The following is a 23988-nucleotide window of genomic DNA, read 5'->3' on the forward strand; positions in this document are numbered from 1 at the left end:
ATTCGTTATTTATAAAAAGAAATGACTAATCCGCCTTCGCCTGCATAGGTTGAAATTAATGGCCCCATCTCCATTAAGTATGATTTTTTAAATGGATATTTTTTCATAATATCATCCAAAACGCTTTTTGCGCGGTTTTCAGCATTTGAGTGTGACATTACAATTATTTTATCCTCAAAATTCTTCGTATACTCACCGATTTGTTCAATAAACCGTCGAATGGTTTTTTTATCACCACGTACTTTTTCGGATACCTCAATTGTTCCTTCTTCACTATTTCGCATTAAGAGCTTGATGTTAAGTGTTTTAGCAATGGCCCCACGAACTTTATCAAGTCTTCCACCTTTAATTAAATTATCTAGTGTTTTTAAGGCAATCAACGTTTCATTTTCGTTAACTTTTTCCTGTAAGTGTGTAACTGTCTGTTCAAAGGAATACCCTGAATCCAGTTTGCTAGCAGCTTCATGTAAAAAAAGTGCTATGCCACAGGATGCGGTCTTTGTGTTAATTACAGCTATTTTTCGATTAGGCTCTTCTTCAAGTAGCATTTCTTTTGCGAGTACAGCATTTTCGTAAGTAGTACTTAGCCCCTTTGTCAAACTGAGGTTTATAATTGGTGTGCTAGGATCTACTTTTTTATATGCGTTATAAAAATCATTTGGGCTAGGCGCAGATGAACGAGGTAGTTCATCAAATTCCTTAATCTTTTCATAAAATCCTTTTATATCTAATGTAACACCACTAATATATTGCTCATCTCTGAAATGCAAATAAAGGGGTACTACACTAATATCTAATGAATCGGTTAATTGCGTAGGAAGATCTGCCCCGCCATCTGTCATCAATTGGATTTGCATGCCATCACCTTCTTTTCTGAATTGTCTCTATTATACCAGTTAGATGAACTAGGTAATATCTTTATTTTTATGGGATAATGTAACCTTTCTTTTTTTTGTGGTACTCATGATAAATAAAAATAGACCGAAAATAACAATTGTGCCTCCAAGCAATTGTGACCATGTAACGGTTTCATTTAATATGAGATATGCCAAAAGGGTAGCTCCGATTGGTTCAAATACAATCGCCATCGAAATAGTTGACGTACTTAACCATTTTAGTGCCCAATTGAACATACTATGGCCAAAGAAGGTTGGGATGACAGCTAAACCGAGAAATACCCACCAATAATTAGCTGGATAACCAACAAAATTGTACCCGAGAATTACATTGTAAATAATTAATGTTATGGAACTAATTCCATATACAACAAAGGTGTATGTCATTAATGATAATCGTCTTCGAATAGTTTGTCCGATTAAAAAATACGCGGTAACCATGATGGCACCAAGTACTGCTAGTATATCTCCAACTAATGCCATACCACTAATTTGGAAATCACCCCAACTAATAATTAAGCTTCCGAGTAGGGCGATAATCATGCTGATAATGGCTCCAGCAGTAAACCGTTCTTGGAAAAATAAATAAGTACCTAAAAAGGCAAAAATCGGTTGTAAGGTTACCAGTACAACAGAGCTTGCCACAGAGGTATAATTTAATGATTCAAACCACAAAATGAAATGAAACGCCAAGAAAATACCGGCAAAAATGGCTAAAATCCAATCTCTTTTAGAAATACGTCTAAATTCTTTACGGTAATATATTAAGATAATAGGTGACATAATAATGACAGCGAATAATAATCGATAATTCGCTATGATGGATGCTGGTGCTCCACTTGCCAATTTAACCAGTACTGCAGAAGTTGATACAGCGAAAACGCCAATTACCACCGCGAAGTACGGATTGAACGGAGGCATACGCATAAAAGCCCTCCTCACTTAGTAATTAATTTCATCTAGTTTATCATGCTAGAGGCAAAAAATCATTTAACGTATCATAAGGTTTTCATGGATCTGTTTAACTTGTAGTGGATAACTTTATGGTATGTGTGTTATGATATAGGAACTATTATTTCATGCACGTGTGAAAAAATGAGGCCTCTTTCCATGATGGGGGATGCCTTTTTTGTGCGAATAAAAGCGAATAAATTTATTAGAAAAAAAGGAGTAGACTTTTAGGTGACAACATTTAAAGACTTAGGTATATCAAGTCCCATAATGAAAGCTTTAGAAAAAATGGGATTTGAAGAGGCAACGCCAATTCAAGCAGAAACAATTCCACTTGCAATGCAGGGAAAAGATGTAATCGGACAAGCACAAACTGGTACGGGTAAAACTGCAGCATTTGGAATTCCGATGATTGAAAAGATTGATAAATCAGCGAGAACAATTCAAGGGCTAGTTGTAGCGCCAACTAGAGAACTTGCAATACAAGTAGCTGAGGAAATAAATCGATTAGGAAAATTTAAAGGGATTCGTACACTACCAGTATATGGTGGTCAACATATGGATCGACAAATCCGTGCACTTAAGGACGGTCCGCATATTGTTGTAGCAACTCCTGGACGTTTATTAGACCATATGCGTAGAAAAACAATTAAAATTAATAACGTTCAAACCGCAGTATTGGATGAAGCGGACGAAATGTTGAATATGGGATTCATTGATGATATTCGCGACATTTTAAAGGGAATACCGGAAGAGCGCCAAACGTTATTGTTTTCAGCAACAATGCCAAAGGAAATTCGCGAAATTGCCAATACATTAATGAAAACTCCAGAATCAATTAAGGTAAAGGCAAAGGAAATGACGGTTGAAAATATCGATCAGTATTTTGTAGAGGTTCCGGAACGGCTGAAGTTTGATACGTTAACGAATCACATCGACATTCATGCGCCAAGCTTGGCGATTGTTTTTAGTCGTACAAAAAAACGTGTAGATGAAATCGCTGAAGGCTTACAAGCAAGAGGATTCCGCGCAGAAGGAATACATGGTGATTTAACACAAGGTAAACGAATGTCTGTATTAAATAAATTTAAAAACGGACGTATTGAAGTTCTTGTAGCAACGGATGTAGCTGCGCGTGGACTTGATATCTCTGGCGTATCACATGTATATAACTTTGATATTCCACAGGATCCAGAAAGCTATGTACACCGAATTGGACGTACTGGTCGTGCAGGGCGAACAGGTGAAGCAATTTCCTTTATTACACCAAGAGAAATGGCACACTTACATTTGATTGAAAAAGTGACGAAGAGCAAAATGAAACGTCTCATGCCTCCAACGAATCAGGATGCACAACGCGGACAGCAACAAGTAGCTGTTGATAAATTGTTAAAAACAATTGAAAAGACAGATTTAAAATCGTATCATGAGTCTGCTAATGAATTATTACAAGATCATGACTCTATTTCAATAATAGCTGCTGCTCTAAAAATGTTAACGAAAGAGCGAAGAGATACACCAGTGCGAATTTCTTCTGTGCAACCGATTAGTGTGAAAAAAGCACAGCAAAGTAAAAACAATAACCGTCGTAATAAACGTAATTATGGTCAGCGTAGCCAAGGTGGAAGAAATAACCAGGGTGGACGCAATCAAGGCGGACGTAACCAAGGTGGTCGCAATCGCAAAGGGAACTTCCAACGAAGAAACCGTGATAAATAAATAAGACTCCAAAAGCTCCTTCGTCAAAAGGAGCTTTTTTGATGGGCTAAAATATTGTCTACCTTTATACGCAAAATTTTTAGCGGACAGAGAAGGCGCTATTTAGTGAAAAAAGCAGCAAAAATGGGTTGTTGCGGACAGGAGAGCCGTTATTTGATGATAGTAGGGCTGTATGGCAACGTTTTTTGTTAAATAAGATATCTGATGTCCGATCCCAGAGTCAAAACAGCATTTCTTGTTCATATAGCGAATCGTGTGTCCAGTAATTTGGAATACGCACTCTGGACATTTCTTTTTAGATTAGTCGGGAAAGTAAATTAAGTAATTTTAAATGGATTTTTTATAACGTCATAAAGTATAAATTTTGGTAGACCTTATAAAAAAAACTTCGGCACTCGCTATAAAGCGAGGCGAATGCCGAGTTTTTATAAAATGAATACAGCAAATGTGACACTTTTTTCAATGTAGAATCGTATAGAGAATGAAGGAGGGAATAGAATGCGAAAACCACCGATACATACTATTGCAAAGGATGCAATTAAAGCGTGGAAGATTTCTGCAATAATTTCCATGTCTATACTTTGGTTAATTGTAATTGCGGGAATAGTAGTATCCATCATAGTTGAATTCCCACTGTGGTATTCCGCAGTTGGAATTGTAATAAGTGGTATTTTACATTATTTATTTGTATTTTTATTACCTAAAGTAAGATGGAAACGATGGCGATATGAAATTTTTGAACAAGAAATTTACATCCAACATGGTATTTTTATCGTATCACGGACACTTGTGCCGATGATTCGTGTACAGCATGTTGATACAAAACAAGGTCCTATATTAAAAAAATATCAGCTAGCTAGTGTTACCATTTCAACGGCAGCAACTACCCATGAAATTCCTGCGCTATTAGAAGAGGATGCATCTAGCTTAAGGGATAGGATTTCAGCATTAGCACGGGTGGATGAAGATGATGTCTGAGAAGCAACGATTACATCCAGCTGCAATCTTTTTTACACTGCTAAAAGCATTTAAGGAATTAATATTCTCAATTGGTGCAGGATTTTTCATTTTTATGGATGAAGGAATGATTTATTTTGTAATTATTACGAGCGTTATCGTTCTCGTAGCTGTCATTTTTAGTATTATTTCTTGGTACAACTATACATATCGTGTGGAGGATGATGAGTTAAGGATTGAGTATGGAATTTTTGTCCGTAAAAAACGCTACATTTCAAAGAATAGAATCCAATCAATCGATTTAACTCAAAGTGTTGCGCATCGAATCTTCAAGCTAGTTAAGGTCAATATTGAAACAGCTGGTAGTGGGATTGGATCAGAAGCGTCATTAAAGGCAGTAAAACTACCAGTCGGAGAAGCCCTTCGAACCGAATTAAAAACGGTTAACAGAGTGGCTATTGAGCAAGAAGATCCATTAAATGAACCCAAGATCAATCAACCTTCCGAGAAAATAACCACAAAACGTTTATTCTTTGCTGGTACGACCTCTGGTAGTGTCGGAATTATTTTCGTTATTCTCTCGGCAATGTTTTCGGAATTAGAGCAATTTATTCCAGATGAGTATTATAAGAATACCTTTCAAACCATTATTGGGTTTAGCATTATCGTCATTGCGGTACTAGTGCTTTTGTCATTACTTATCCTTTGGCTGATAGGCATAGCAGGTACAATGATTAAATATGGTAATTTTACAATCACCAAAAATGATGATGATGAGCTATTTATCACGCGTGGTTTATTGGAAAAGAAACAAACAACGATACCGATGCGAAGAATTCAAGCAATTGGAATTGATGAAAGTATCCTTCGTCAGCCATTTGGCTATGTATCCGTATTCGCTGAAGTTGCAGGCGGATCAATGGATAAGGGTGAGGATTTCTCTACAGTGCTTTTTCCGGTGATGAAGCGAACAGAAGTCGATGATTTTCTTAAAAAGTTTTTACCAGCATACGTTTCGGACCGGGATAATCTAAAAGGTTTGCCATCACAAGCGAAATTGTATTATTTCATACGTTCCGGTATTTTAATAATCGCTGCTATTATCGCTATGGCAATCTTCCTACCACAGTATAGCTGGGTTCCAACTGTACTACTTATTCTTTTTCTGTATTTGGGTTTATTGCAATATAAAGATGCAGGATATCGAATCGAACAGGAACAACTTACACTTCGTTATCGCGTATTAAATAGAAAAACTATCATTTTATTCCATAGACGAATACAATCATTTGAAAGAAAACAACATTATTTTCAACAAAAATCTTCTTTAGCAACGATGAAAACGTCAATCGTCTCGTCGTTTGGAGCAGGAAAACATTACAAGATAAAGGAACTGTCAGAAGACGATGTCATGAAGGTGGCCGATTGGTACTCTTATCGAGATTAAGTGGTTGAGCTTTTCAATGGTCTTAAAATAGATAAGTTTATTAATGGAAAAAGAGGTTGGGACATAACTACTCCTACCAATTGTAATAACGAACAATGATCTAAATTAGCTCCGGAAATATACGTAGACTCCTGTGGGAGGAATGGCATCGGTGAGACCCCGGAGTGCGAAGCACGAGGAGGCTCACCAGCCACCCGCGGAAAGCGAAGTATATTTCCGGAGCGGTTTTTTTACACCATTTTATATTATTGTTCGGATTCTCTTTAATAAAATTAAATTTGTCTTAGCCTCTTTTTACTTATAACAATATCCAAGCAAGTAATATGGTAACACCTGCGATTATTGCTACACCAGCAAGCATGAATAAAAAATCAGTAACATTCATTTTCCCCATTTTTTTTACTTTTACCTCGTTTTCGCTTAACTGATCTAGCTCCATTCGGTTATTTTTTTCCATGTAAGTAATCCCCTTTAAGTTGAAATCGTATAAATGTATGATGGGAAATAAATCCTATTATATAGTTACCCTTTATGTTTCTAAATTGAAACGTTAATCAGGATATATCGACCAAAAGACCTAGGGAAATAAAGGATTACCACTACGACGCAAAAAAGAGATACGGGTTACCCCTTATCTCCCTAATCTTAGTTATAAAAATCTACCTATAATTCCTAGAAGTATTAGTACTCCTAAAAACGTCCATAAAACATACTTGAATATTTTTTTGTTCCTTCTTTTCTTTTCCCAACGATTTGGATCAAATTGTGCAGAGCCATTTCTGCTTTTACTTTGATTTCTCCATTGGGAAAATGGTTTTGCATTGGCTAAAACAATTGGCCCGAGAGCGAGTCCTCCAAGAAAACCAAATATATGTGCAGAAACATTTATTCCTGGACGAATAAATGTCATAACTAACCCTATTACAAGAATGATTACGACAATACGTGCATTTTGGCTATCAATTAAATGCTTACGAAACACAATCATAAAAATATAAATTCCAAATAATCCATAGATAGCCCCGGAAGCTCCAACATATGTATAAAAAGTTGACGCTTCAACTAGATACGTACCTATATTTCCTGCAATTCCCATAAATAAGTAAGCACTAATAAACTTAAATTTTCCTAGCATTTGTTCTAACGCAGGACCAAACAATACTAAAGAAAGTGAGTTGAATAATGCGTGACTAAAGCCAGCATGGAAAAAAATTGATGTAAGTAGTCGCCAGTACTCTCCATCGTGAACAAGCATGTTGCTGCCTGCCCCCCATTGATAAAGTTGTACACCGAACGGCAATCCTAGTATATTGACGATTAATAACAGGAAGAGATGGATAATTACAATTGTTGAAACTACAGGATAAAACTGGATAAACTCTTTTATACTTTTTTCAGATCGGATAAACATTGGAATCCCCCGCCCGAATGAATTTTTGAATATGAACAATTTCGGGTATTATTAGTATAATAACGCTTCATTCATAGTATGACCATCAAAAACAATTGAAAATCAACTAGTTTGATATAAAGGGAAGGATTTTTCCAAATGATTAAGGGTATTGGAATTGATATTATTGAATTAAATCGAATTAAAGATAGTATAGAGAAAAACGATCGTCTAGCGAGAAGAGTTCTGACTAATAAAGAACAAGTAAGATATGAAAGTTTAACGAATGAAACTAGGCGGGTAGAATTTTTAGCAGGTAGATTTGCCGCAAAAGAAGCTTTTGCGAAAGCAACCAGAGAAGGAATTGGGAAGTTAAGTTTTCAAGATATTGAAATAGTATCGAATCAGCATGGAGCCCCGTTAATGAGTGCCAACGGATATGAAAAAGAACGAATTTTTCTATCAATTAGCCATAGTAAGGAATATGCAGTGGCACAAGTAATAATAGAAGGATAGTTGCTTTTATCTAGCTTTACGATTTATAAATCTTACGAATAGAAATAGGTCCATGTAATAAAGATGTACATGAAATGACTGCTTATACTAGAAAAGCTTTTCGAGGAGACAAGTTTTCTAACATATTCCGAGAGTTTGTCTCATATATTCTAATGCGGGTAGGAGGAAATGGTAATGTTTATCGTCACCGCGGAAGAAATGTACGATGTAGACAGTTATACCATCGATTCAATTGGGTACAACGGAAGACTATTGATGGAGAATGCTGGTAGAGCTGCAAGCGAGAAAATGAAATCGGTCCTTTCTAAACATGACCAAATTTGTATCCTGGTCGGATCAGGAAACAATGGGGGCGATGGGTATGTAATTGCCAGAACTTTATTAATTCAAGATTATAACGTACATGTCATACAAATCGTTCCAGATGAAAAAATTAAAGGGGATGTACGCTATCACAAAGAGCTATTCGTGAATTGTGGTGGTTCGGTAAAAATTGCGCTAACAGCTTTGGATGTAGAAGACTACTTACAAAAAGTGGATGTAGTTGTTGATGCTATGCTAGGGATTGGAATGAATGGAACACTCCGAGCCCCGATTGATTCCATCGTCACGCTTGTAAATCAGACAAAGAAAAAGATTATCTCAATTGATATTCCGACTGGTTTGCCTAGTGATGAGGGAGTAGCCAAATTTCATGCTATCAAGGCTGATTATACATTTATTATCGAAGCACCAAAAGTAAGTGTATTTTTGCAACATACCGCCCCTTATTATGGAGCATGGGAAACGATTTCGATTGGCATTCCATCGCATGTTTTTTCGAATGTATCAATGAAGGATACGTGGGAAGAAGAAAATTTTATAAAGAGTCTACCAGAACGTAACCCATTTTCCCATAAAGGGACACATGGGAAGGGTTTAGCAGTAGGTGGTAGTGAAGAAATGCCAGGATCAATTACGATGTCTGCCAAAGCTGCTCTTAAAGCAGGAGCAGGATTACTTACAATCGCCACCCAAGAACGTGTCATCCAATCTATTGCTTCCGCTTGTTTAGAAGCAACTTTTTCAACCCTTACTAGGGGCAACCTATCATTGGATAAGTACGATGCCATTGTGGTTGGGATGGGACTTGGGCGGGGACAAGAAGCATATAAGGTTGTTACAAATATTGTAAAAAATGCTTCTTGTCCAATAATAATAGATGCAGACGGGCTATTCCATGTAAAACAAAACATGAACTTATTAAGAAATCGGTCTGCTACTACAATCCTGACACCACATCCCGGAGAAATGGCTATGTTAATGGATAGTACAATAGAAGAAATTGTACATGCGCCGTTTGATTACGCAAAAAAACTAAGCCAAGCATATGGTGTTTACGTTATATTGAAGGGGAAATTTACCATAATAACAACACCAGAAGGAAAACAAACTGTGAATCATACCGGTAATCCAGGTCTAGCTAAGGGTGGAAGTGGTGACGTATTATCAGGAATTATTCTTTCAATGGTAATGCAGAAGCAAAGTATTGAGGAAGCATTATGTAATGCCTGTTATGTACATGGTAAGGCAGCTGATGCCCTGATTGACAAGGGACACACGTATTATGATCTTTTGGCTACAGATATAATCAATGGTCTTCCACTTGTTTTACGTACATGATCTAAGTTTCAGCGGTGACAACATTCCTTTTGTCCTTGGAATCGAGACAAGGGAGATATGTCCATGAAAAAAAATATCAGCATTTGGTTTGTAATTACGTTGGGTATGGTTTTATTACTTTCTGCATGTGGAGAAAAGTCGCAGGAAGATGTTTTACAAAAATTGAATGATAAGCTAGAGGATATGGACGGATATAAGGCAACAGCAGAAATGAAAATGGATACTGGACAAGAAAGCCAAACGTTCAACATTGACATCTGGCATAAGAAAGAAGATTTTTATCGTGTTAAACTTACCAATAGTCAAGACAAAGAAAGTAGTCAGGTAATCTTAAAAAATAAGGAAGGCGTTTATGTTTTAACACCAGCCTTAAATAAAAGCTTTAAGTTTCAATCGAAGTGGCCAGAAAATGGAAGCCAGCCTTATTTGTATCAATCGCTTGTAGATGACATACAGAAAGATAGTGAATCGGAGTTTGAAACAACTGAATCACATTACGTTTTCAAAACAAAGACGAACTATCAAAGTAATAATAATCTTCCATTCCAAGAAATTTATTTTGACAAAAAAACGTATGCGCCTGTTATGGTTAAAGTGTTAGATAAGGACAAAAAGCCTGTTGTAGAGGTTAAATTTAATAGTTTCAAAACAAACCCAGAATTTAATGAAGATGATTTCAGTATGGAGAAAAACATGACAAGCAGTACTAAATCCGGCGAAGAACCAGTTTCCGCTGATCCTGCTTCTGATACATTTACTGTAATGTTTCCATTAAACACTGCTGGGGCTGAACTATACGAACAACAGGAAGTGGAAACGGAAAATGGTAAACGTGTGATTATGACTTTTAAAGGTGAAAACAATTTCACACTAATCGAAGAATCAGTTGATGTTTCACCAACAATGGCTTCACCAGAACCGGTATCAGGCGAAATTGTAAATCTTGGATTTGCAGTTGGAGCTATTTCAGATAACTCTATTGAGTGGCGAAATAATGGAATGAGCTTTTATTTAGCTAGTGATGATTTAACAAGAGAACAACTAATTGAAGTAGCTAAATCCGTTCAGGGAAAAGAAATTAAATAATCTATTTGCAAGCAGACTCATAGCGAAAGGGGGTCTGCTTTTATTTTTTGCTTCTGTAAATTCGTTTCTTTTAACCTTTGCGATGGAAGTAAACCAGTATATGTTACTCCTGATCGTATTCATTGCGGTTTCTCGGTGCCGAAGTTAGGTCGGGGAAAGTCGATGATGAGGTTTGACTGGCGATGCTGATTCAGATATGGAAAGATAAAAGCGGGACTGGCGTCAGTAATGCGGACACAGACTACCTTATTTTATTTAAATCACCCCTTTTTTAGTGCGAAATGGACACAAAGTGCGCTATGTATGTAAAAACACTTAGAAATCATTGATTTATAAAAAGATAAGGTATCTGGAGTCCGCAAGCATCCAAAATTCGTCCGTTTTTTACAAATAAGGTATCTGAGGTCCGCAAATAACAATAAACGATACAGCACGGGCTGATGGCTTACCTGTTCTAATTTTCTTGGGGGCCAAGTAAAACCCACAGCGAATTGTTGAACGCGACTGTCTGGAGCAGAAATCACGTTGCTGTTACTACGTAATCTAAAGCATTCATACACATTCCTTTTTTATAATTGACACTATTGGATGAAAACGAAATAATAAAGTATACAAAAAAATTCCAACTGATCGGAAGGGACAGGTTGTTGTGTCAGGTGAATGTTATCGCCCGACCTGGGCGGAAATCGACTTGAATGCCGTTGCGCATAATATAAAACAAATGAAGCAAAAACTAACCTCAACTACCAATATTTTTGCTGTAGTAAAGGCGAATGGGTATGGCCATGGAGCGGTTGAAGTAGCTAAAACTGCTCTAAAAGCAGGGGCAAATGCGCTTGCTGTAGCTATGCTGGAGGAAGCGATAGAGTTGCGACGGGCAGGTATTGAGGCACCTATCTTAGTATTAGGTTGGGTAGCACCTCAAGATGCAAGTCTTGCAGTTGAATATGATGTTATACTTACATTTTTTCAAGAAGAGTGGTTAAGAGATATCCAGTCGCACACCTTTCCAAAAGAATTAAAGCTTCATATGAAGTGGGATAGTGGTATGGGGCGAATAGGTATACGGACAGCGGATGAATTAAGGTTAATTGTTCAGAGACTTAGTTCTACGAAGAACGTTCAAATGACTGGTATCTATACGCATTTTGCGACAGCGGATGAAGGAAATCTTGCATATTTCCATGAACAGCAGGATCGTTTTCAACAGTTATTAAGTGTGTTAAAAGAAATTTGGGATAAACCAATTGATATTCATATCGGAAATAGTGCAGCATCTATTCGTTTTCCAAAAGAAATGTACCACTACATTCGGTTTGGAATAGCGATGTATGGCTTGTATCCTTCTGAGGAAGTGAAAAATGAAGCTTCAATCAATCTTGAGCCGGTATTTTCTCTACACAGTCAGTTAATTCATGTGAAAAAGGTAGAAAAGAATGAATCCATCAGCTATGGTGCAACCTATGTTACGAAAAATGCTGAATGGATCGGGAGTATTCCGATAGGTTATGCGGACGGGTGGATCCGAAAGCTACAAGGAATGGAAGTGTTAGTAGAAGGAAAGCGAATGCCAATCGTTGGACGAATTTGCATGGATCAGACAATGATTCGATTGGATAAAGAATATCCAATCGGAACGAAGGTTACACTAATTGGTAAGAATGGAAATGCTGAAATTGAGATGGATGAAGTTGCGAGGTACCTAGACACAATTAATTATGAAATTCCATGTATGATAAGTGAGCGAGTACCACGAATTTATAAGTAATGCATTAAGATATTTCAATAGCACTTGTCATAATTTCTTTTTTCTATAAATAAGTATATATACCACACGGGTTTAATTTTTAAACAATAATCATACATTTTTTAGACAAAAATCTCTAAAATCCTTTGCAATGCTGTCCTTACAATGCTATTATTAAATTAAATTTGATAATGATCGTTCAACAGTTGGCGGAGGTGTATGGTTTTGTCAGAGAGCTTACAGGAGATTTTAGTACGATTACCAAAAAACCTATTAAATGAGGTGGATGGACTAATGAAGTATGATAATAGAGATCTTAGTGATTTTATCTGTCAAGCAACAAGAAACTATCTAGAGCAAAAGAAAAATGACCATATTCAACAATTTCGAGAATCTATGCAACGAGGGTATGAAGAAATGGCTCGAATTAATCTAACAATTGCGTCGGAGGCTTTTCAAGCTGAGGAGGAGGCTGAAAACACCCTTGAGCGTTCTGTGATCGGGGTGTAATAATTTGATCGTTCAACGTGGTGAAGTATATTTCGCTGACTTATCCCCTGTGGTAGGATCAGAGCAGGGAGGTATACGTCCAGTATTGATCTTACAAAATGATATCGGAAATAGGTTTAGTCCAACAGTAATAGTTGCAGCAATTACTGCGCAAATCCAAAAGGCAAAGCTTCCAACACATGTGGAAATTAATGCTAAAAGGTATGGCTTTGACCGTAATTCTGTTATATTATTGGAGCAAATACGGACTTTAGATAAACAAAGGCTAACGGATAAGATAACAAAGTTAGATGCAGAAATGATGAATAAAATAGATAAAGCATTGGAAATTAGTCTTGGACTTAAAGATATGTAGAATCATGTAATTCAACCCTTGTTAATTTAGATTAGCAGGGGTTTTTTTAGAGCAAAGAAAGTATAAACAAAAAGCTGTCTAGCTCCATCGCCCAGAAGCTGCCGTCATAAGCAATGGACACTTCGAACGCTAAACCCATGCGTTCTACGGTCCCTTGCTTATGCGTCCGCTTCTAAACGGGCGCTTGCGCTTTTCTAATTGTTTAATAAATATTCGCTGTTTATGGTACAATGGTGTTAGAAATAAGTAGAATTGAACGAATTTTGTGCTCCTTGCAGATTTTGCTGAAACATGTAAAAATCTGCTCAATCATAATAGAGGTGGAGCGGAAATATATAGAATTTGGATAAGTAAAGGGGGAAATGTAGTGGATCAAGATTTCAAAAAAATTGTATTAGAAAATAGCGATACAATTGTTCACATGTGGCTAGAAGAAGTTAATTCATTAAAGGATGGTAATTATACCGCTACGATTTCAGACGAACTATTTGAAAGTACAAATAGAGAGTTTGTGAATGTTATTTTTACAAGCATTAAAGGTGAAGGGTATACCAAAACATTAGAAGACTTTTCAGAAAAGCTTATTAACTTAGGTTGGCCATTAAGTTATATAACTGATGGGCTGCAAGTATTTAGACGTGTAACGGTTGATTACATACTTAGTCAATCTAAAAAAGTTGATTCAGCTCACATATCAAATGTGCTTAAAAATGTTGATTCTTGGGTGGAACCAATTATTCGTCAGCTTGTTAACGAATATTCTGGTAGCTGGGAGCACATTGTTTCATTACAGCGAATGGCATTGCAAGAACTATCTGCTCCACTTATTCCTGTCATGGACAATATTACGGTTATGCCATTAATTGGGACAATTGATACAGAACGAGCAAAATTGATTATGGAAAATTTACTAGATGGCGTGATTAAACATAATGCGGATGTTGTGTTAATTGATATTACTGGAGTGCCAGTTGTTGATACGATGGTTGCTCACCATATAATACAAGCGGCAGAAGCTGTTCGTTTAATTGGATCGACATGTATTTTAGTTGGAATCCGTCCAGAAATTGCTCAGACGATTGTAAATTTAGGTATTGACCTTGGGAAATTCCCAACGAAAAGCTCATTGAAAAAAGGCTTCCAAAAAGCATTAGAATTGACTGATCGTAAAATTGAAGATGTACAAACGAGAGACGAACAATTGGAAAATATACTAAGTTCACTTAATGGGGAGTGATAACATGCGCATACCTATATTAAAGCTTCATAATTATTTATTAATTTCGATTCAAACAGAAATCGATGATAATACGGCTATTCAATTTCAAGAGGATTTATTAAATAAAATTCATAAAAGTGGTGCAACAGGTGTGGTCATTGATCTTACCTCAGTTGAAGTAATTGATTCGTTTATTGCAAAAGTATTAGGCGATGTGGTTACAATGTCGGATTTAATGGGAGCAAGAGTGGTGTTAACAGGTATTCAGCCTGCTGTTGCCATAACATTAATTGACTTAGGCATTCATATGCAGGATGTAACAACTGCATTAGATATTGAGCAGGGCTTGATTAAACTTCACCAGGAATTGGGGGCATAATGATGAGTCTTCAATCCTGCGTAAATATAAAAAAAGAATGGGATATCGTTGGTGCCAGGCAGGTCGGACGAGACATAGCAAAGAAAACTGGCTTTGGCACAGTTGATCAAGCACGGATTGCTACAGCGATATCCGAATTGGCTAGAAATATATATTTATATGCTGGTGATGGCAGAATTTGTTTTGAGGTTATTGAGAATATAAACCAAAAAGGTATGTGCATGATTGCGATTGATGCTGGGCCTGGGATAAGTGATTTGAGTAAAGTGATGGAAGACGGATACACTACCTCAGGTGGCTTAGGAGCTGGTCTACCAGGTGTAAGACGACTGATGGATGAATTTGACATCAAATCAGAAGAAGGCAAAGGCACAGAAATAAAAGCAATAAAATGGACTCGCTAATGCAAATGCAGGAGGTTTAACTTACGTATTAAGTTAACCTTTTTGTATTTTTAGTATCGACTAATAGAGGATGTTCAAAAAGACGCCAAATGATAAACGGCGACCTTTTGAACACGCACTAATAAATATAAAGCAAAAGTAAATCAAGATAAGTAAGAGAGATATGAATAGAGGGGGTAAGCATTTGGATACAGTTAAAAAACTAGACGCAGCAAATTACAAAGATCTATTAAAGCATTATATTGAAACCCAAGATGAACAATCTTTGTACGGTGCAGAACAAATAAGTAAATTATTCCTAAAAAATAACATACTCCCCGAAGAAATAGTCAGCCTTCATAACCAAGCATTAGCAGAAATTTACCCGGATCTTTTTGAGGGTTTTCAACGATCGATGGACTTCCTAATGGAATCAATGATTTCCTATGGTCTTGCACATCAGGAGTATCAATTACTTCGAGAGCAACAAATAGAATTAAAATCGGAAATATCTGTTGCCGCGCAAATGCAAGATACACTTCTTGCGACAAAAACCCCTACCATTGAAGGTTTAGATATAGGAGTCATTAGTGTTCCTTCCAATCAAATGAACGGTGATTACTATCACTTTATTAAAGGCGGAGATGGATCTCTTGGTGTTGCTATCGCTGATGTAATTGGTAAAGGAATACCGGCAGCACTCTGTATGTCTATGATTAAATATTCAATGGATAGTTTTCCTGAGGAGACAATGAGTCCTAGGACTATTCTTGAAAATTTAAATCGTGTTGTGGAACGAAATGTGGATCCAAGTATGTTTATTACAATGTTTTATGCACAATATAACCCTAAAGAAAGCAAGTTTTTATATTCAACTGCTGGGCATGAACCAGGTTTTTATTATTGTGCAAAAAATGACTCATTTAACGAAATAGAAGCAAAAGGTCTTGTATTAGGCGTATCAAAAGAAACGCAATATAGGCAATACGAGCATAAAGTTGAAGAAGGTGACATGATTGTGCTACTCACTGATGGGGTCACTGAATGTCGCCAAGGTGATCGATTTATCGAAAGTGAAGAAGTGTTAGATGTTATCAAAGAGTATGCTGAACTATCTGCTCAAGAAATAGTTGATCGTGTTTACAAACATTTTGAGCGTCTTCAGAACTTTCAGCTTCGTGACGATTTTACATTAATAATATTAAAGAAATAAGTTTAATAAAAGATGATTCAGGGTAAATAAATTCTACTGAATATGTGCAATAAGCACCCGTGTAATGATTAACAAATACAAGGGGTGCTTTACTTATAGGAGGATGAAAATGAACTTAACGGTAAATGTTATGGAAGAAAACGAAAAATCAAGAGTCGTTGTTGCGGGGGAAATAGACGCCTATACTGCCCCTAAACTAAAAGAAACGTTACTACCATTAACAAAGGTAGCTGGAAAAACGGTTGAAGTTGATTTAGAACAGGTAGGTTACATGGATAGTACGGGTCTTGGAGTTTTTATTAGTGCCTTGAAATCAACGAAAGAATTTGATAGCCAATTAATCTTAATTAATTTACAGGATCGAGTATTGCGTTTATTTAAGATTACTGGACTTGATGAAATTATAGAAATAAATGATGGAATTCGAGGTGTACAAGAGTGATGGAGAAATTTGATTTTATTGAGATGAAGGTTCCTGCAAAACCTGAGTATGTCGGTGTAGTTCGTTTAAGTATATCTGGAATTGCAAATAGAATGGGCTTTTCTTATGAAGATATTGAAGATTTAAAGGTATCAATTTCAGAAGCAATTACCAATGCAGTTACACATGCTTATAAAGATGGGGATGATGGTGAAGTTACTGTTGGCTTCGGTGTGTACAAAGACCGCTTAGAGGTAATGGTTGCAGATCATGGTGGTAGCTTTGATCTCAACGAAATTAAGGGAGGAATTGGGCCATACAAGCACACAGAATCTGTGGAAACCTTGCGTGAAGGAGGTTTTGGACTTTTTCTTATTAATGCCTTAATGGACAAGGTTGAAATTAATAACAACTATGGTGTTATTGTATTAATGACCAAGTACCTTCAAGAAATAGAGGTGGATTATGATGGCGACCAAATCTCATCCACACAATAAAGGACGAGATGAGGTTTACCAATGGATAGAGCATTTAAAAGAAAACCCATCTGACAATGAAGTAAAAGAAAAAATCGTACTAACATACAAGGACCTTGTTGAATCCATTGCTAGAAAGTATTCAAAAAACAGTAGTATACATGAGGATCTTGTTCAGGTTGGGATGATCGGTTTATTGGCAGCTATTAGAAGGTTTGATGCGAGCTTTGGTAAATCATTTGAATCCTTTGCAATTCCAACAATTATCGGAGAAATAAAACGCTTTATACGAGATAAGACATGGAGCGTTCATGTTCCTCGTCGAATTAAAGAACTCGGTCCAAAAATTAAAAAAGCCGTAGATGAATTAACCGTGGCGGATCAAAAATCACCATCTGTTCGGGATATCGCTGAATATTTAGAGGTATCAGAGGAAGATATATTAGAAACAATGGAAATGGGTAAAAGCTATAAGGCTTTATCAGTTGATCGAAAAGTAGAAGCTGATTCTGATGGTAGTACTGTGGCAATTCTTGATTTAGTAGGTAATGAAGAAAATGGATATGAAAATATAGATCAAAAAATGCTGCTTGAGAAAATTTTACCGATTCTTTCTGAAAGAGAACAGGAAATTTTACGTTGTACGTATTTTGATAACTTAAGTCAAAAGGAAACAGGAGAGCTGCTAGGAATTTCCCAGATGCATGTTTCTAGGTTACAACGTCGAGCATTATTAAAGCTGCGTGAGGCAATCCAATCCGAAAGTTCGGAGGTTTTTGATTGAATACGCAAGGAAACAAAGTAGAAGTAGCTGTCTATCAAAAAGCGAAGAAAGGCAATTTTTACTGTGGGGACAGCTATTTTTATACGGAAATGGAAAATGGATTCATTTGTGCGTTGGCCGATGGTCTAGGCAGTGGTGAATTTGCTAGAGAGTCATCTCAGGTAGTTGTGAATATAATTAAGGAAAATATTGAGGCAACGATTGATCAGATTATCAAAAGATGTAATGAAAAGCTTTCTGGAAAGCGTGGAGTCGTTCTCGGAATCTTGAAAATTGACTTTAGCATGCGTAGCTATTCATTTTCTTCAATTGGTAATATCGGTGTAATTACGATTACACAAGATCGAAAGAAAAAGAGAAATATTCCAAATGCAGGATACCTCGCTGGCTATCACCGTAAATTTAAAATTGAAAACGGTAACCTTGATTCTGTTACTCATTTTATCATGTTTTCGGATGGTGTATCTGATACAGAACTTGCTAAAGGATACTTTTTAAATAAGAACGTTAACGAAATTGTCGCTACGTATGGGTACAAAAATGACCAAACGAAAGATGATGATACGACGTTAATTGCAATCCAATATAATGGATTATAAGAGGCTGAGACAAAACTAATACTACCAATTTAAATACGAACAATGAATTGTACTAGCTCCGGAAATATACGTAGACTCCTTGAAAAAGAAAATCGCTTTTTCTGCGTGCGATGCTTTTTCAGAGAAGCTTTCCTTGTCCTGCGGGAAGACAGGCATCGGTGAGACCCCACAGTGCGTAAGCACGAGGAGGCTCACCAGCCGCCCGCGGAAAGCGAGTATATTTCCGGAGCGAGTTATTTGCACTAAGTATCTTATGTTCGGATTTTCATTGATAAAAATAGTTTTGTCCCGGCCTCTTTTGTGCTGGTGGGTAAAATGGCTATTATGATTACTCGTATTAGTTCAACCAAGCTTTCACCAATGAGCCTTAACGAGTAATGAAAAGACATGTTTTCTATTTATGTACATCTTTTGTTAGAATTGATATGTAACTATGGGAGGTAGAAAGATGGATCAGGATATAATTCAATGGGTTGCAAAAGAAACAACTGTTAAAACTAGTGTTGTGAATACAGTAATTGCATTAATGGAGGAAGGCAATACGGTTCCTTTTATTGCACGTTACCGGAAAGAACAAACTGGTGGTCTGGATGAAGTACAAATTAAATCCGTTCAGGATAAATGGCAATATGCTGTAAATCTAGCCAACAGAAAAGAAGAAGTTATCCGACTGATTGATGAGCAGGGAAAATTAACAGATGAATTGGAAAAAGAAATTACGAATGCAACACAACTACAACGTGTGGAAGATTTGTATAGGCCATACAAACAAAAACGAAGAACGAAAGCAACAATCGCTAAGGAAAAAGGGTTAGAACCACTTGCTGAATTGATTTGGAAGCAAGCGGCGGTAAACTTAGCTGCCGAAGCAGAAAAGTACCTCTCGGAGGAGCATGAGCTATCTACAATAGAAGACGTACTGGATGGTGCAAACGACATTATAGCTGAATGGATTTCGGACGATCCCGAATATCGTGATTTCATTCGCGAACAAACGTTTAAAAAAGGGCTCATAGAGGCAGTAGTAAAGAATCAAGAGAAGGACGAAAAAGGTGTATACGAAATGTATTATGAATACAATGAAGCGATTCGTACACTTGCGTCCCATCGTACTTTAGCATTAAATCGCGGAGAGAAAGATGACGTTTTAAGGGTTTCAATCGAACCACCTATTGAACAGATTCATTCTTATTTGCGTAAAAAAGTAATAAAAGGAACCAGCCAAGACGAAGTTGCCGTATTTCTACAAAATGCAATTGATGACAGTTATAAGCGTTTGATTCAACCTTCAATTGAAAGAGAAATTCGAAATACACTTACGGAAAAGGCAGAACAACAAGCAATAAAAATCTTCTCAGAAAACCTAAAAAATCTGTTACTACAGCCACCGTTAAAAGGCAAAACAGTATTAGGTGTTGACCCTGCATACCGTACAGGGTGCAAACTTGCAGTTGTAGACGAAACAGGAAAGGTACATACCGTAAATGTGATGTATCCAACAGCACCGAAAAATGACTTTGAGGGATCGGAGAAAATAGTACTTGATTATGTTAAAAAGTTTGAAGTTGAACTAATTGCGATTGGTAATGGAACAGCATCCCGTGAAACGGAGCAGTTTATCGCAGACGTGATTCAAAATAATAAATTGGATATTCCTTATATCATTGTTAATGAAGCGGGGGCAAGTGTTTATTCAGCATCTGCGTTAGCACGGGAAGAATTTCCGGATTTGCAAGTTGAGGAGCGTAGTGCTGCTTCCATCGCACGTCGTGTGCAAGACCCCCTTGCAGAGTTGGTTAAAATTGATCCGAAGTCTATTGGTGTTGGTCAGTATCAACACGACGTTAGTCAGAAGGAACTGAATGAATCGTTAACATTCGTCGTTGAAACTGCGGTGAATCAGGTTGGTGTAAATGTAAATACTGCTTCATCAAGTTTACTACAATATGTTTCCGGTTTAAGTAAGACTGTAGCAAATAATATCGTCACAAAACGAAACGAAGAAGGTAAGTTTTCCAATCGAAAACAATTGAAAAAAATACCACGACTTGGTGCCAAAACGTATGAACAAAGTATCGGGTTTTTACGGATATTTGATGGAGAGCATCCTTTAGACCGAACGCCAATTCATCCAGAGAGCTATCCGCATACAGAGGCATTATTAGAAATGTTAAGCTGTACTGTAAAGGATATTGGTTCAGCTGAGCTACAGGAAAAGCTAAAAAGTGTGAATATAACAGAGGTATCAGAACAACTCGAAGTTGGAGAGCTAACACTAAGCGATATCATTCAAGCATTGATTCGCCCAGAGCGTGATCCGCGTGATGATTTGCCAAAGCCATTGTTAAAACAAAACGTATTAACGATGGAGGACTTACAACCAGGCATGGAAATGCAAGGTACAGTCAGAAATGTCGTCGATTTCGGCGTTTTTGTAGATATTGGAGTAAAGCAAGACGGCCTTGTTCACATATCCAAAATGTCGAATAAGTTTGTGAAGCATCCAATGGATATTGCATCTGTAGGCGATGTCGTGACGGTGTGGGTCGATAGTTTTGACTCAAATAAAGGAAGAATTGCTTTATCAATGGTTCAAAAATAAAACATAAAGAAGGATCGCAGTTGTATGATTGCGATCCTTCTTTTCTAATAAGTTATTATTGTACGCTCTCTGGTACAGATAAGCCTAACCCTGCTGCTACTCGTTCTCCGTATTCAGGGTCAGCTTTATAGAAGTGTTCGATTTGACGAAGTTTTATTTCATCATATTTTACAGGTTTCATATGATTTACAACTGCTTCAATGAGACGATCTTTTTCGTCAGAACTCATTAAGCGATATAAATCACCAGCTTGAGTGTAATGATCAGTATTATCATATGCAACGCTGTCTGCTTCACCGTAAACTTCAAACGGATTAATTTTAGATGGTGCATCCTCTCTTGGACCATCAAAGCTGTTTGGTTCGTAGTTTACAGAACCACCGCCATTGCCATCTAGTCGCATTTGTCCATCACGTTGATAGTTTTTCTTTTCATTAACTGGACGGTTGATAGGCAATTGTTGATGATTTGCCCCGATGCGATAACGATGAGCGTCCGAATAACCGAATAAACGACCTTGAAGCATTTTATCTGGTGAAGCTTCAATACCAGGTACAAAGTTTCCTGGTGAAAATGCAGCTTGTTCAACTTCAGCAAAATAGTTTTCTGGGTTACGGTCTAGAACCATTCGTCCGAGCTCAATACGCGGATAATCTTTTTTAGACCATGTTTTCGTTACATCAAATGGATCCCATTTATAGGTTTTAGCATCTTCGTAAGGCATGATTTGTACATATACCTTCCAAGCTGGGAAGTCGCCTTTGTCGATTGCGTTAAATAAATCCTCTGTATGGTAATCAGGGTTATCTCCTGCAATTTCAGTTGCAACTTTTTCATCTAATGCTTTTACGCCTTGTTCTGCAATAAAGTGATATTTCACCCAAACTGCTTCGCCTTGGTCATTTACCCATTTGAATGTATGGCTTCCATACCCATTCATATGACGAAGTGTAGCTGGAATACCACGATCTCCGTGTAAGTATGTCACCTGGTGAAGTGACTCTGGTGATAATGACCAGAAGTCCCACGTCATGTTTGGATCTTTTAAGTTCGTTTTTGGATTACGTTTTTGTGTATGAATGAAATCTGGAAATTTAATTGCATCCTGTATGAAGAAGATAGGCGTATTATTACCTACTAGATCATAGTTTCCTTCTTCTGTGTAAAATTTCAATGCAAACCCACGCGGATCACGAACTGTATCCGCTGATCCTAGTTCTCCTGCTACTGTAGAAAAGCGAGCAAACATTGGAGTACGCTTGCCAACTTCGCTTAAGAATGCTGCCTTCGTATACTTAGTCAAATCGTTTGTTACTTCAAAATATCCATGTGCACCTGCCCCTTTAGCATGTACTACTCGTTCAGGAACACGTTCTCTATTAAAATGCGCAAGCTTTTCTAAAAGGTGTACATCTTGAATTAATACTGGTCCTCTTGCCCCTGCTGTGATGGAATTTTGGTTATCTCCAACTGGAGCTCCTGATGCTGTCGTTAATCTGTTTTTTTCATTGCTCATTCGTGAAACACCTCTCCTTTTTGATTTTGAAACAATCTATATTAATTATAATATAAATCTATTAAAAATCAATATTTATTTATAATAATTTTAAATAAAGGATTATCAAAGTGTTACAATTTCTATAATTACTAGTTTAATAGTCGTATTAAATGGTTTCCATTTATTTGCTCATGTTTCATTTGAGTTATCCAAATGAGTATTTTGATTTTTAGTAATTATATGAAGTTAATCGATCAAAAGTATTTTATGATAAAATTATTGTAATCTGATCAAAGGAAGTCTTTACCATGAATCTATTAAATGAAAAAGCATTATATGCACTTGTCCACGATATTTCAGTTAAATTTTTTAACAAAGCATTCTTGGATAGTGTCCGATTCAATTCTAGATTACGAACAACAGGTGGGAGATACATTCCTGCAAAACGTCTAATTGAATTAAACCCGAAATATGCGTTGGAAATGAGTGAAGCTGAATTCATCGGTATTATTAAACATGAACTATGCCATTACCATTTACATATAGAAGGAAAAGGGTATAAGCATGGAGATTTGGATTTCAAACTGTTGCTAAAGCAAACAGGTTCACCTAGACATTGCAATCCTTTACCATCAGTAAAAAGAGAAAAAAAGCACACCTACATTTGTAGAAAGTGTTCCTATGTGTATAAACGAGAACGTAGAGTTGATGTTACCAAATATCGATGCGGGAAATGTGGCGGAATGTTAGTGCATGTTGAATGATTGTTTTCATTGTTTATCTTCTATATATTCTTTGATATAATATATTTGATTGATTAATTGATAATTTTATCTCTAAATCCATTGACGAAAGCATGTTGTCATGTTAAATTAAATAAGCCCTAAAAAAACAGGCATATATTTTTACATAAAGCGATTGACATTAAGGAAAAGATATTGTAATATATTTTTCGTCGCAATTATTTAGAAGTGATTTTTTTGCTTTAATTGGATGATTTACTTTATTAGATTATTCCACAGTAGCTTGATCGAACGTTTTTGGTTTTGTGAGATCATGCGAGGAACGTTATGTGTGACGAGCAAGCCCAAGTGAGATTGTAGCAGTATGATTGACTTTATTAGATTATTCCACAGTAGCTCAGTGGTAGAGCTATCGGCTGTTAACCGATCGGTCGT

Annotated in this window: 24 protein-coding genes; 19 read left to right on the plus strand and 5 right to left on the minus strand. The window is 36.8% G+C overall.

Translation table 11 applies throughout. The features are described 5' to 3' along the window. Nucleotides 1-5: 5 nt before the first annotated feature. A complete protein-coding gene (locus ACY9Z2_RS15875) occupies nucleotides 6-857 on the minus strand; it encodes a DegV family protein (protein WP_463610639.1) in 852 nt (283 codons plus the stop codon). 48 nt (nucleotides 858-905) lie between these two features. Next, nucleotides 906-1823, minus strand: coding sequence for a DMT family transporter (locus ACY9Z2_RS15880; RefSeq protein WP_463610640.1), 918 nt, complete (start codon nucleotides 1821-1823; stop codon nucleotides 906-908). A 255-nt stretch (nucleotides 1824-2078) separates the two neighbouring features. Between ACY9Z2_RS15880 and cshA the strand changes: the two genes are divergently transcribed. The 3 genes from cshA to ACY9Z2_RS15895 all read left to right on the plus strand — a co-directional run bounded on the left by cshA (nucleotide 2079) and on the right by ACY9Z2_RS15895 (nucleotide 5970). After that, entirely contained in the window at nucleotides 2079-3566 is a 1488-nt protein-coding gene (gene cshA, locus ACY9Z2_RS15885; protein WP_463610641.1) for a degradosome RNA helicase CshA, read from the plus strand. 498 nt (nucleotides 3567-4064) lie between these two features. After that, nucleotides 4065-4544, plus strand: a complete 480-nt coding sequence (locus tag ACY9Z2_RS15890; RefSeq protein WP_463610642.1) for a PH domain-containing protein — start codon at nucleotides 4065-4067, stop codon at nucleotides 4542-4544. Further along, on the plus strand, nucleotides 4537-5970 hold the full coding sequence (locus ACY9Z2_RS15895) for a PH domain-containing protein (protein ID WP_463610643.1): 1434 nt from the start codon (nucleotides 4537-4539) through the stop codon (nucleotides 5968-5970). The genes ACY9Z2_RS15890 and ACY9Z2_RS15895 overlap by 8 nt, the downstream gene beginning before the upstream one ends. A 298-nt stretch (nucleotides 5971-6268) precedes the next feature. On the opposite strand, the gene ACY9Z2_RS15900 is transcribed toward ACY9Z2_RS15895, so the two are convergent. Then, on the minus strand, nucleotides 6269-6427 hold the full coding sequence (locus ACY9Z2_RS15900) for a hypothetical protein (protein ID WP_463610644.1): 159 nt from the start codon (nucleotides 6425-6427) through the stop codon (nucleotides 6269-6271). A 192-nt stretch (nucleotides 6428-6619) separates the two neighbouring features. Continuing rightward, nucleotides 6620-7381, minus strand: coding sequence for a rhomboid family intramembrane serine protease (locus ACY9Z2_RS15905; protein WP_463610645.1), 762 nt, complete (start codon nucleotides 7379-7381; stop codon nucleotides 6620-6622). Nucleotides 7382-7519: 138 nt separating this feature from the next. Here ACY9Z2_RS15905 and acpS point away from each other — a divergent pair, with 138 nt between their 5' ends. The 15 genes from acpS to ACY9Z2_RS15980 all read left to right on the plus strand — a co-directional run bounded on the left by acpS (nucleotide 7520) and on the right by ACY9Z2_RS15980 (nucleotide 21312). Beyond that, nucleotides 7520-7876 (plus strand): holo-ACP synthase, encoded by a 357-nt coding sequence (gene acpS, locus ACY9Z2_RS15910; protein ID WP_463610646.1) that lies wholly within the window; start codon nucleotides 7520-7522, stop codon nucleotides 7874-7876. Between the two features lie 174 nt (nucleotides 7877-8050). Further along, entirely contained in the window at nucleotides 8051-9538 is a 1488-nt protein-coding gene (locus ACY9Z2_RS15915) for an NAD(P)H-hydrate dehydratase (RefSeq protein ID WP_463610647.1), read from the plus strand. 63 nt (nucleotides 9539-9601) lie between these two features. Next, complete coding sequence (locus ACY9Z2_RS15920) at nucleotides 9602-10624, plus strand: LolA family protein (protein WP_463610648.1); 1023 nt, start codon at nucleotides 9602-9604, stop codon at nucleotides 10622-10624. A gap of 649 nt (nucleotides 10625-11273) precedes the next feature. Next, entirely contained in the window at nucleotides 11274-12392 is a 1119-nt protein-coding gene (alr, locus tag ACY9Z2_RS15925; protein ID WP_463610649.1) for an alanine racemase, read from the plus strand. Nucleotides 12393-12596: 204 nt separating this feature from the next. Then, nucleotides 12597-12881, plus strand: coding sequence for a CopG family ribbon-helix-helix protein (locus ACY9Z2_RS15930; protein ID WP_463610650.1), 285 nt, complete (start codon nucleotides 12597-12599; stop codon nucleotides 12879-12881). Between the two features lie 4 nt (nucleotides 12882-12885). Continuing rightward, the gene (locus ACY9Z2_RS15935; RefSeq protein WP_463610651.1) at nucleotides 12886-13236 is read left to right on the plus strand and encodes a type II toxin-antitoxin system PemK/MazF family toxin; all 351 of its coding nucleotides are present in this window, start codon (nucleotides 12886-12888) and stop codon (nucleotides 13234-13236) included. Nucleotides 13237-13603: 367 nt separating this feature from the next. Further along, nucleotides 13604-14473: an RsbT co-antagonist protein RsbRA gene (locus ACY9Z2_RS15940; RefSeq protein WP_463610652.1), complete on the plus strand. Its 870-nt coding sequence runs from the start codon at nucleotides 13604-13606 to the stop codon at nucleotides 14471-14473. Between the two features lie 4 nt (nucleotides 14474-14477). Further along, complete coding sequence (locus tag ACY9Z2_RS15945; protein WP_463610653.1) at nucleotides 14478-14834, plus strand: STAS domain-containing protein; 357 nt, start codon at nucleotides 14478-14480, stop codon at nucleotides 14832-14834. Nucleotides 14835-14836: 2 nt separating this feature from the next. After that, entirely contained in the window at nucleotides 14837-15238 is a 402-nt protein-coding gene (locus tag ACY9Z2_RS15950) for an anti-sigma regulatory factor (protein WP_463610654.1), read from the plus strand. Nucleotides 15239-15422: 184 nt separating this feature from the next. Beyond that, on the plus strand, nucleotides 15423-16430 hold the full coding sequence (locus ACY9Z2_RS15955) for a PP2C family protein-serine/threonine phosphatase (protein WP_463610655.1): 1008 nt from the start codon (nucleotides 15423-15425) through the stop codon (nucleotides 16428-16430). A gap of 109 nt (nucleotides 16431-16539) precedes the next feature. Then, nucleotides 16540-16872: an STAS domain-containing protein gene (locus ACY9Z2_RS15960; RefSeq protein ID WP_463610656.1), complete on the plus strand. Its 333-nt coding sequence runs from the start codon at nucleotides 16540-16542 to the stop codon at nucleotides 16870-16872. After that, nucleotides 16872-17348: an anti-sigma B factor RsbW gene (rsbW, locus tag ACY9Z2_RS15965; RefSeq protein WP_463610657.1), complete on the plus strand. Its 477-nt coding sequence runs from the start codon at nucleotides 16872-16874 to the stop codon at nucleotides 17346-17348. Before ACY9Z2_RS15960 ends, rsbW begins: the two co-directional genes overlap by 1 nt. Continuing rightward, entirely contained in the window at nucleotides 17320-18111 is a 792-nt protein-coding gene (gene sigB / locus ACY9Z2_RS15970; RefSeq protein WP_463610658.1) for an RNA polymerase sigma factor SigB, read from the plus strand. Before rsbW ends, sigB begins: the two co-directional genes overlap by 29 nt. Further along, on the plus strand, nucleotides 18108-18710 hold the full coding sequence (locus ACY9Z2_RS15975) for a protein phosphatase 2C domain-containing protein (RefSeq protein WP_463610659.1): 603 nt from the start codon (nucleotides 18108-18110) through the stop codon (nucleotides 18708-18710). Before sigB ends, ACY9Z2_RS15975 begins: the two co-directional genes overlap by 4 nt. Before the next feature lie 448 nt (nucleotides 18711-19158). Then, entirely contained in the window at nucleotides 19159-21312 is a 2154-nt protein-coding gene (locus ACY9Z2_RS15980) for a Tex family protein (protein WP_463610660.1), read from the plus strand. Between the two features lie 55 nt (nucleotides 21313-21367). On the opposite strand, the gene ACY9Z2_RS15985 is transcribed toward ACY9Z2_RS15980, so the two are convergent. Then, nucleotides 21368-22828, minus strand: a complete 1461-nt coding sequence (locus ACY9Z2_RS15985) for a catalase (RefSeq protein WP_463610661.1) — start codon at nucleotides 22826-22828, stop codon at nucleotides 21368-21370. A gap of 290 nt (nucleotides 22829-23118) precedes the next feature. Between ACY9Z2_RS15985 and ACY9Z2_RS15990 the strand changes: the two genes are divergently transcribed. After that, nucleotides 23119-23574 carry a SprT family protein gene (locus ACY9Z2_RS15990; protein WP_463610662.1) on the plus strand — a complete coding sequence of 152 codons (456 nt, stop codon included), beginning with the start codon at nucleotides 23119-23121 and terminating at the stop codon, nucleotides 23572-23574. Nucleotides 23575-23988 lie beyond the last annotated feature (414 nt).

This window comes from Virgibacillus sp. GM2-2 (assembly GCF_055329585.1).

What these genes read in the sequence shown, in the direction of transcription:
- ACY9Z2_RS15950 (WP_463610654.1), top strand. Translation starts at nt 14,837, where the DNA reads ATGAGTCTTCAATCCTGCGTAAATATAAAAAAAGAATGGGATATCGTT.
- ACY9Z2_RS15905 (WP_463610645.1), bottom strand. Translation starts at nt 7,381, where the DNA reads ATGTTTATCCGATCTGAAAAAAGTATAAAAGAGTTTATCCAGTTTTAT.
- ACY9Z2_RS15990 (WP_463610662.1), top strand. Translation starts at nt 23,119, where the DNA reads ATGAATCTATTAAATGAAAAAGCATTATATGCACTTGTCCACGATATT.
- acpS (WP_463610646.1), top strand. Translation starts at nt 7,520, where the DNA reads ATGATTAAGGGTATTGGAATTGATATTATTGAATTAAATCGAATTAAA.
- ACY9Z2_RS15985 (WP_463610661.1), bottom strand. Translation starts at nt 22,828, where the DNA reads ATGAGCAATGAAAAAAACAGATTAACGACAGCATCAGGAGCTCCAGTT.
- ACY9Z2_RS15900 (WP_463610644.1), bottom strand. Translation starts at nt 6,427, where the DNA reads ATGGAAAAAAATAACCGAATGGAGCTAGATCAGTTAAGCGAAAACGAG.
- rsbW (WP_463610657.1), top strand. Translation starts at nt 16,872, where the DNA reads ATGGAGAAATTTGATTTTATTGAGATGAAGGTTCCTGCAAAACCTGAG.
- ACY9Z2_RS15880 (WP_463610640.1), bottom strand. Translation starts at nt 1,823, where the DNA reads ATGCGTATGCCTCCGTTCAATCCGTACTTCGCGGTGGTAATTGGCGTT.
- ACY9Z2_RS15945 (WP_463610653.1), top strand. Translation starts at nt 14,478, where the DNA reads ATGCGCATACCTATATTAAAGCTTCATAATTATTTATTAATTTCGATT.
- ACY9Z2_RS15915 (WP_463610647.1), top strand. Translation starts at nt 8,051, where the DNA reads ATGTTTATCGTCACCGCGGAAGAAATGTACGATGTAGACAGTTATACC.
- ACY9Z2_RS15960 (WP_463610656.1), top strand. Translation starts at nt 16,540, where the DNA reads ATGAACTTAACGGTAAATGTTATGGAAGAAAACGAAAAATCAAGAGTC.
- ACY9Z2_RS15980 (WP_463610660.1), top strand. Translation starts at nt 19,159, where the DNA reads ATGGATCAGGATATAATTCAATGGGTTGCAAAAGAAACAACTGTTAAA.
- ACY9Z2_RS15890 (WP_463610642.1), top strand. Translation starts at nt 4,065, where the DNA reads ATGCGAAAACCACCGATACATACTATTGCAAAGGATGCAATTAAAGCG.
- ACY9Z2_RS15895 (WP_463610643.1), top strand. Translation starts at nt 4,537, where the DNA reads ATGTCTGAGAAGCAACGATTACATCCAGCTGCAATCTTTTTTACACTG.
- sigB (WP_463610658.1), top strand. Translation starts at nt 17,320, where the DNA reads ATGGCGACCAAATCTCATCCACACAATAAAGGACGAGATGAGGTTTAC.
- ACY9Z2_RS15920 (WP_463610648.1), top strand. Translation starts at nt 9,602, where the DNA reads ATGAAAAAAAATATCAGCATTTGGTTTGTAATTACGTTGGGTATGGTT.
- ACY9Z2_RS15875 (WP_463610639.1), bottom strand. Translation starts at nt 857, where the DNA reads ATGCAAATCCAATTGATGACAGATGGCGGGGCAGATCTTCCTACGCAA.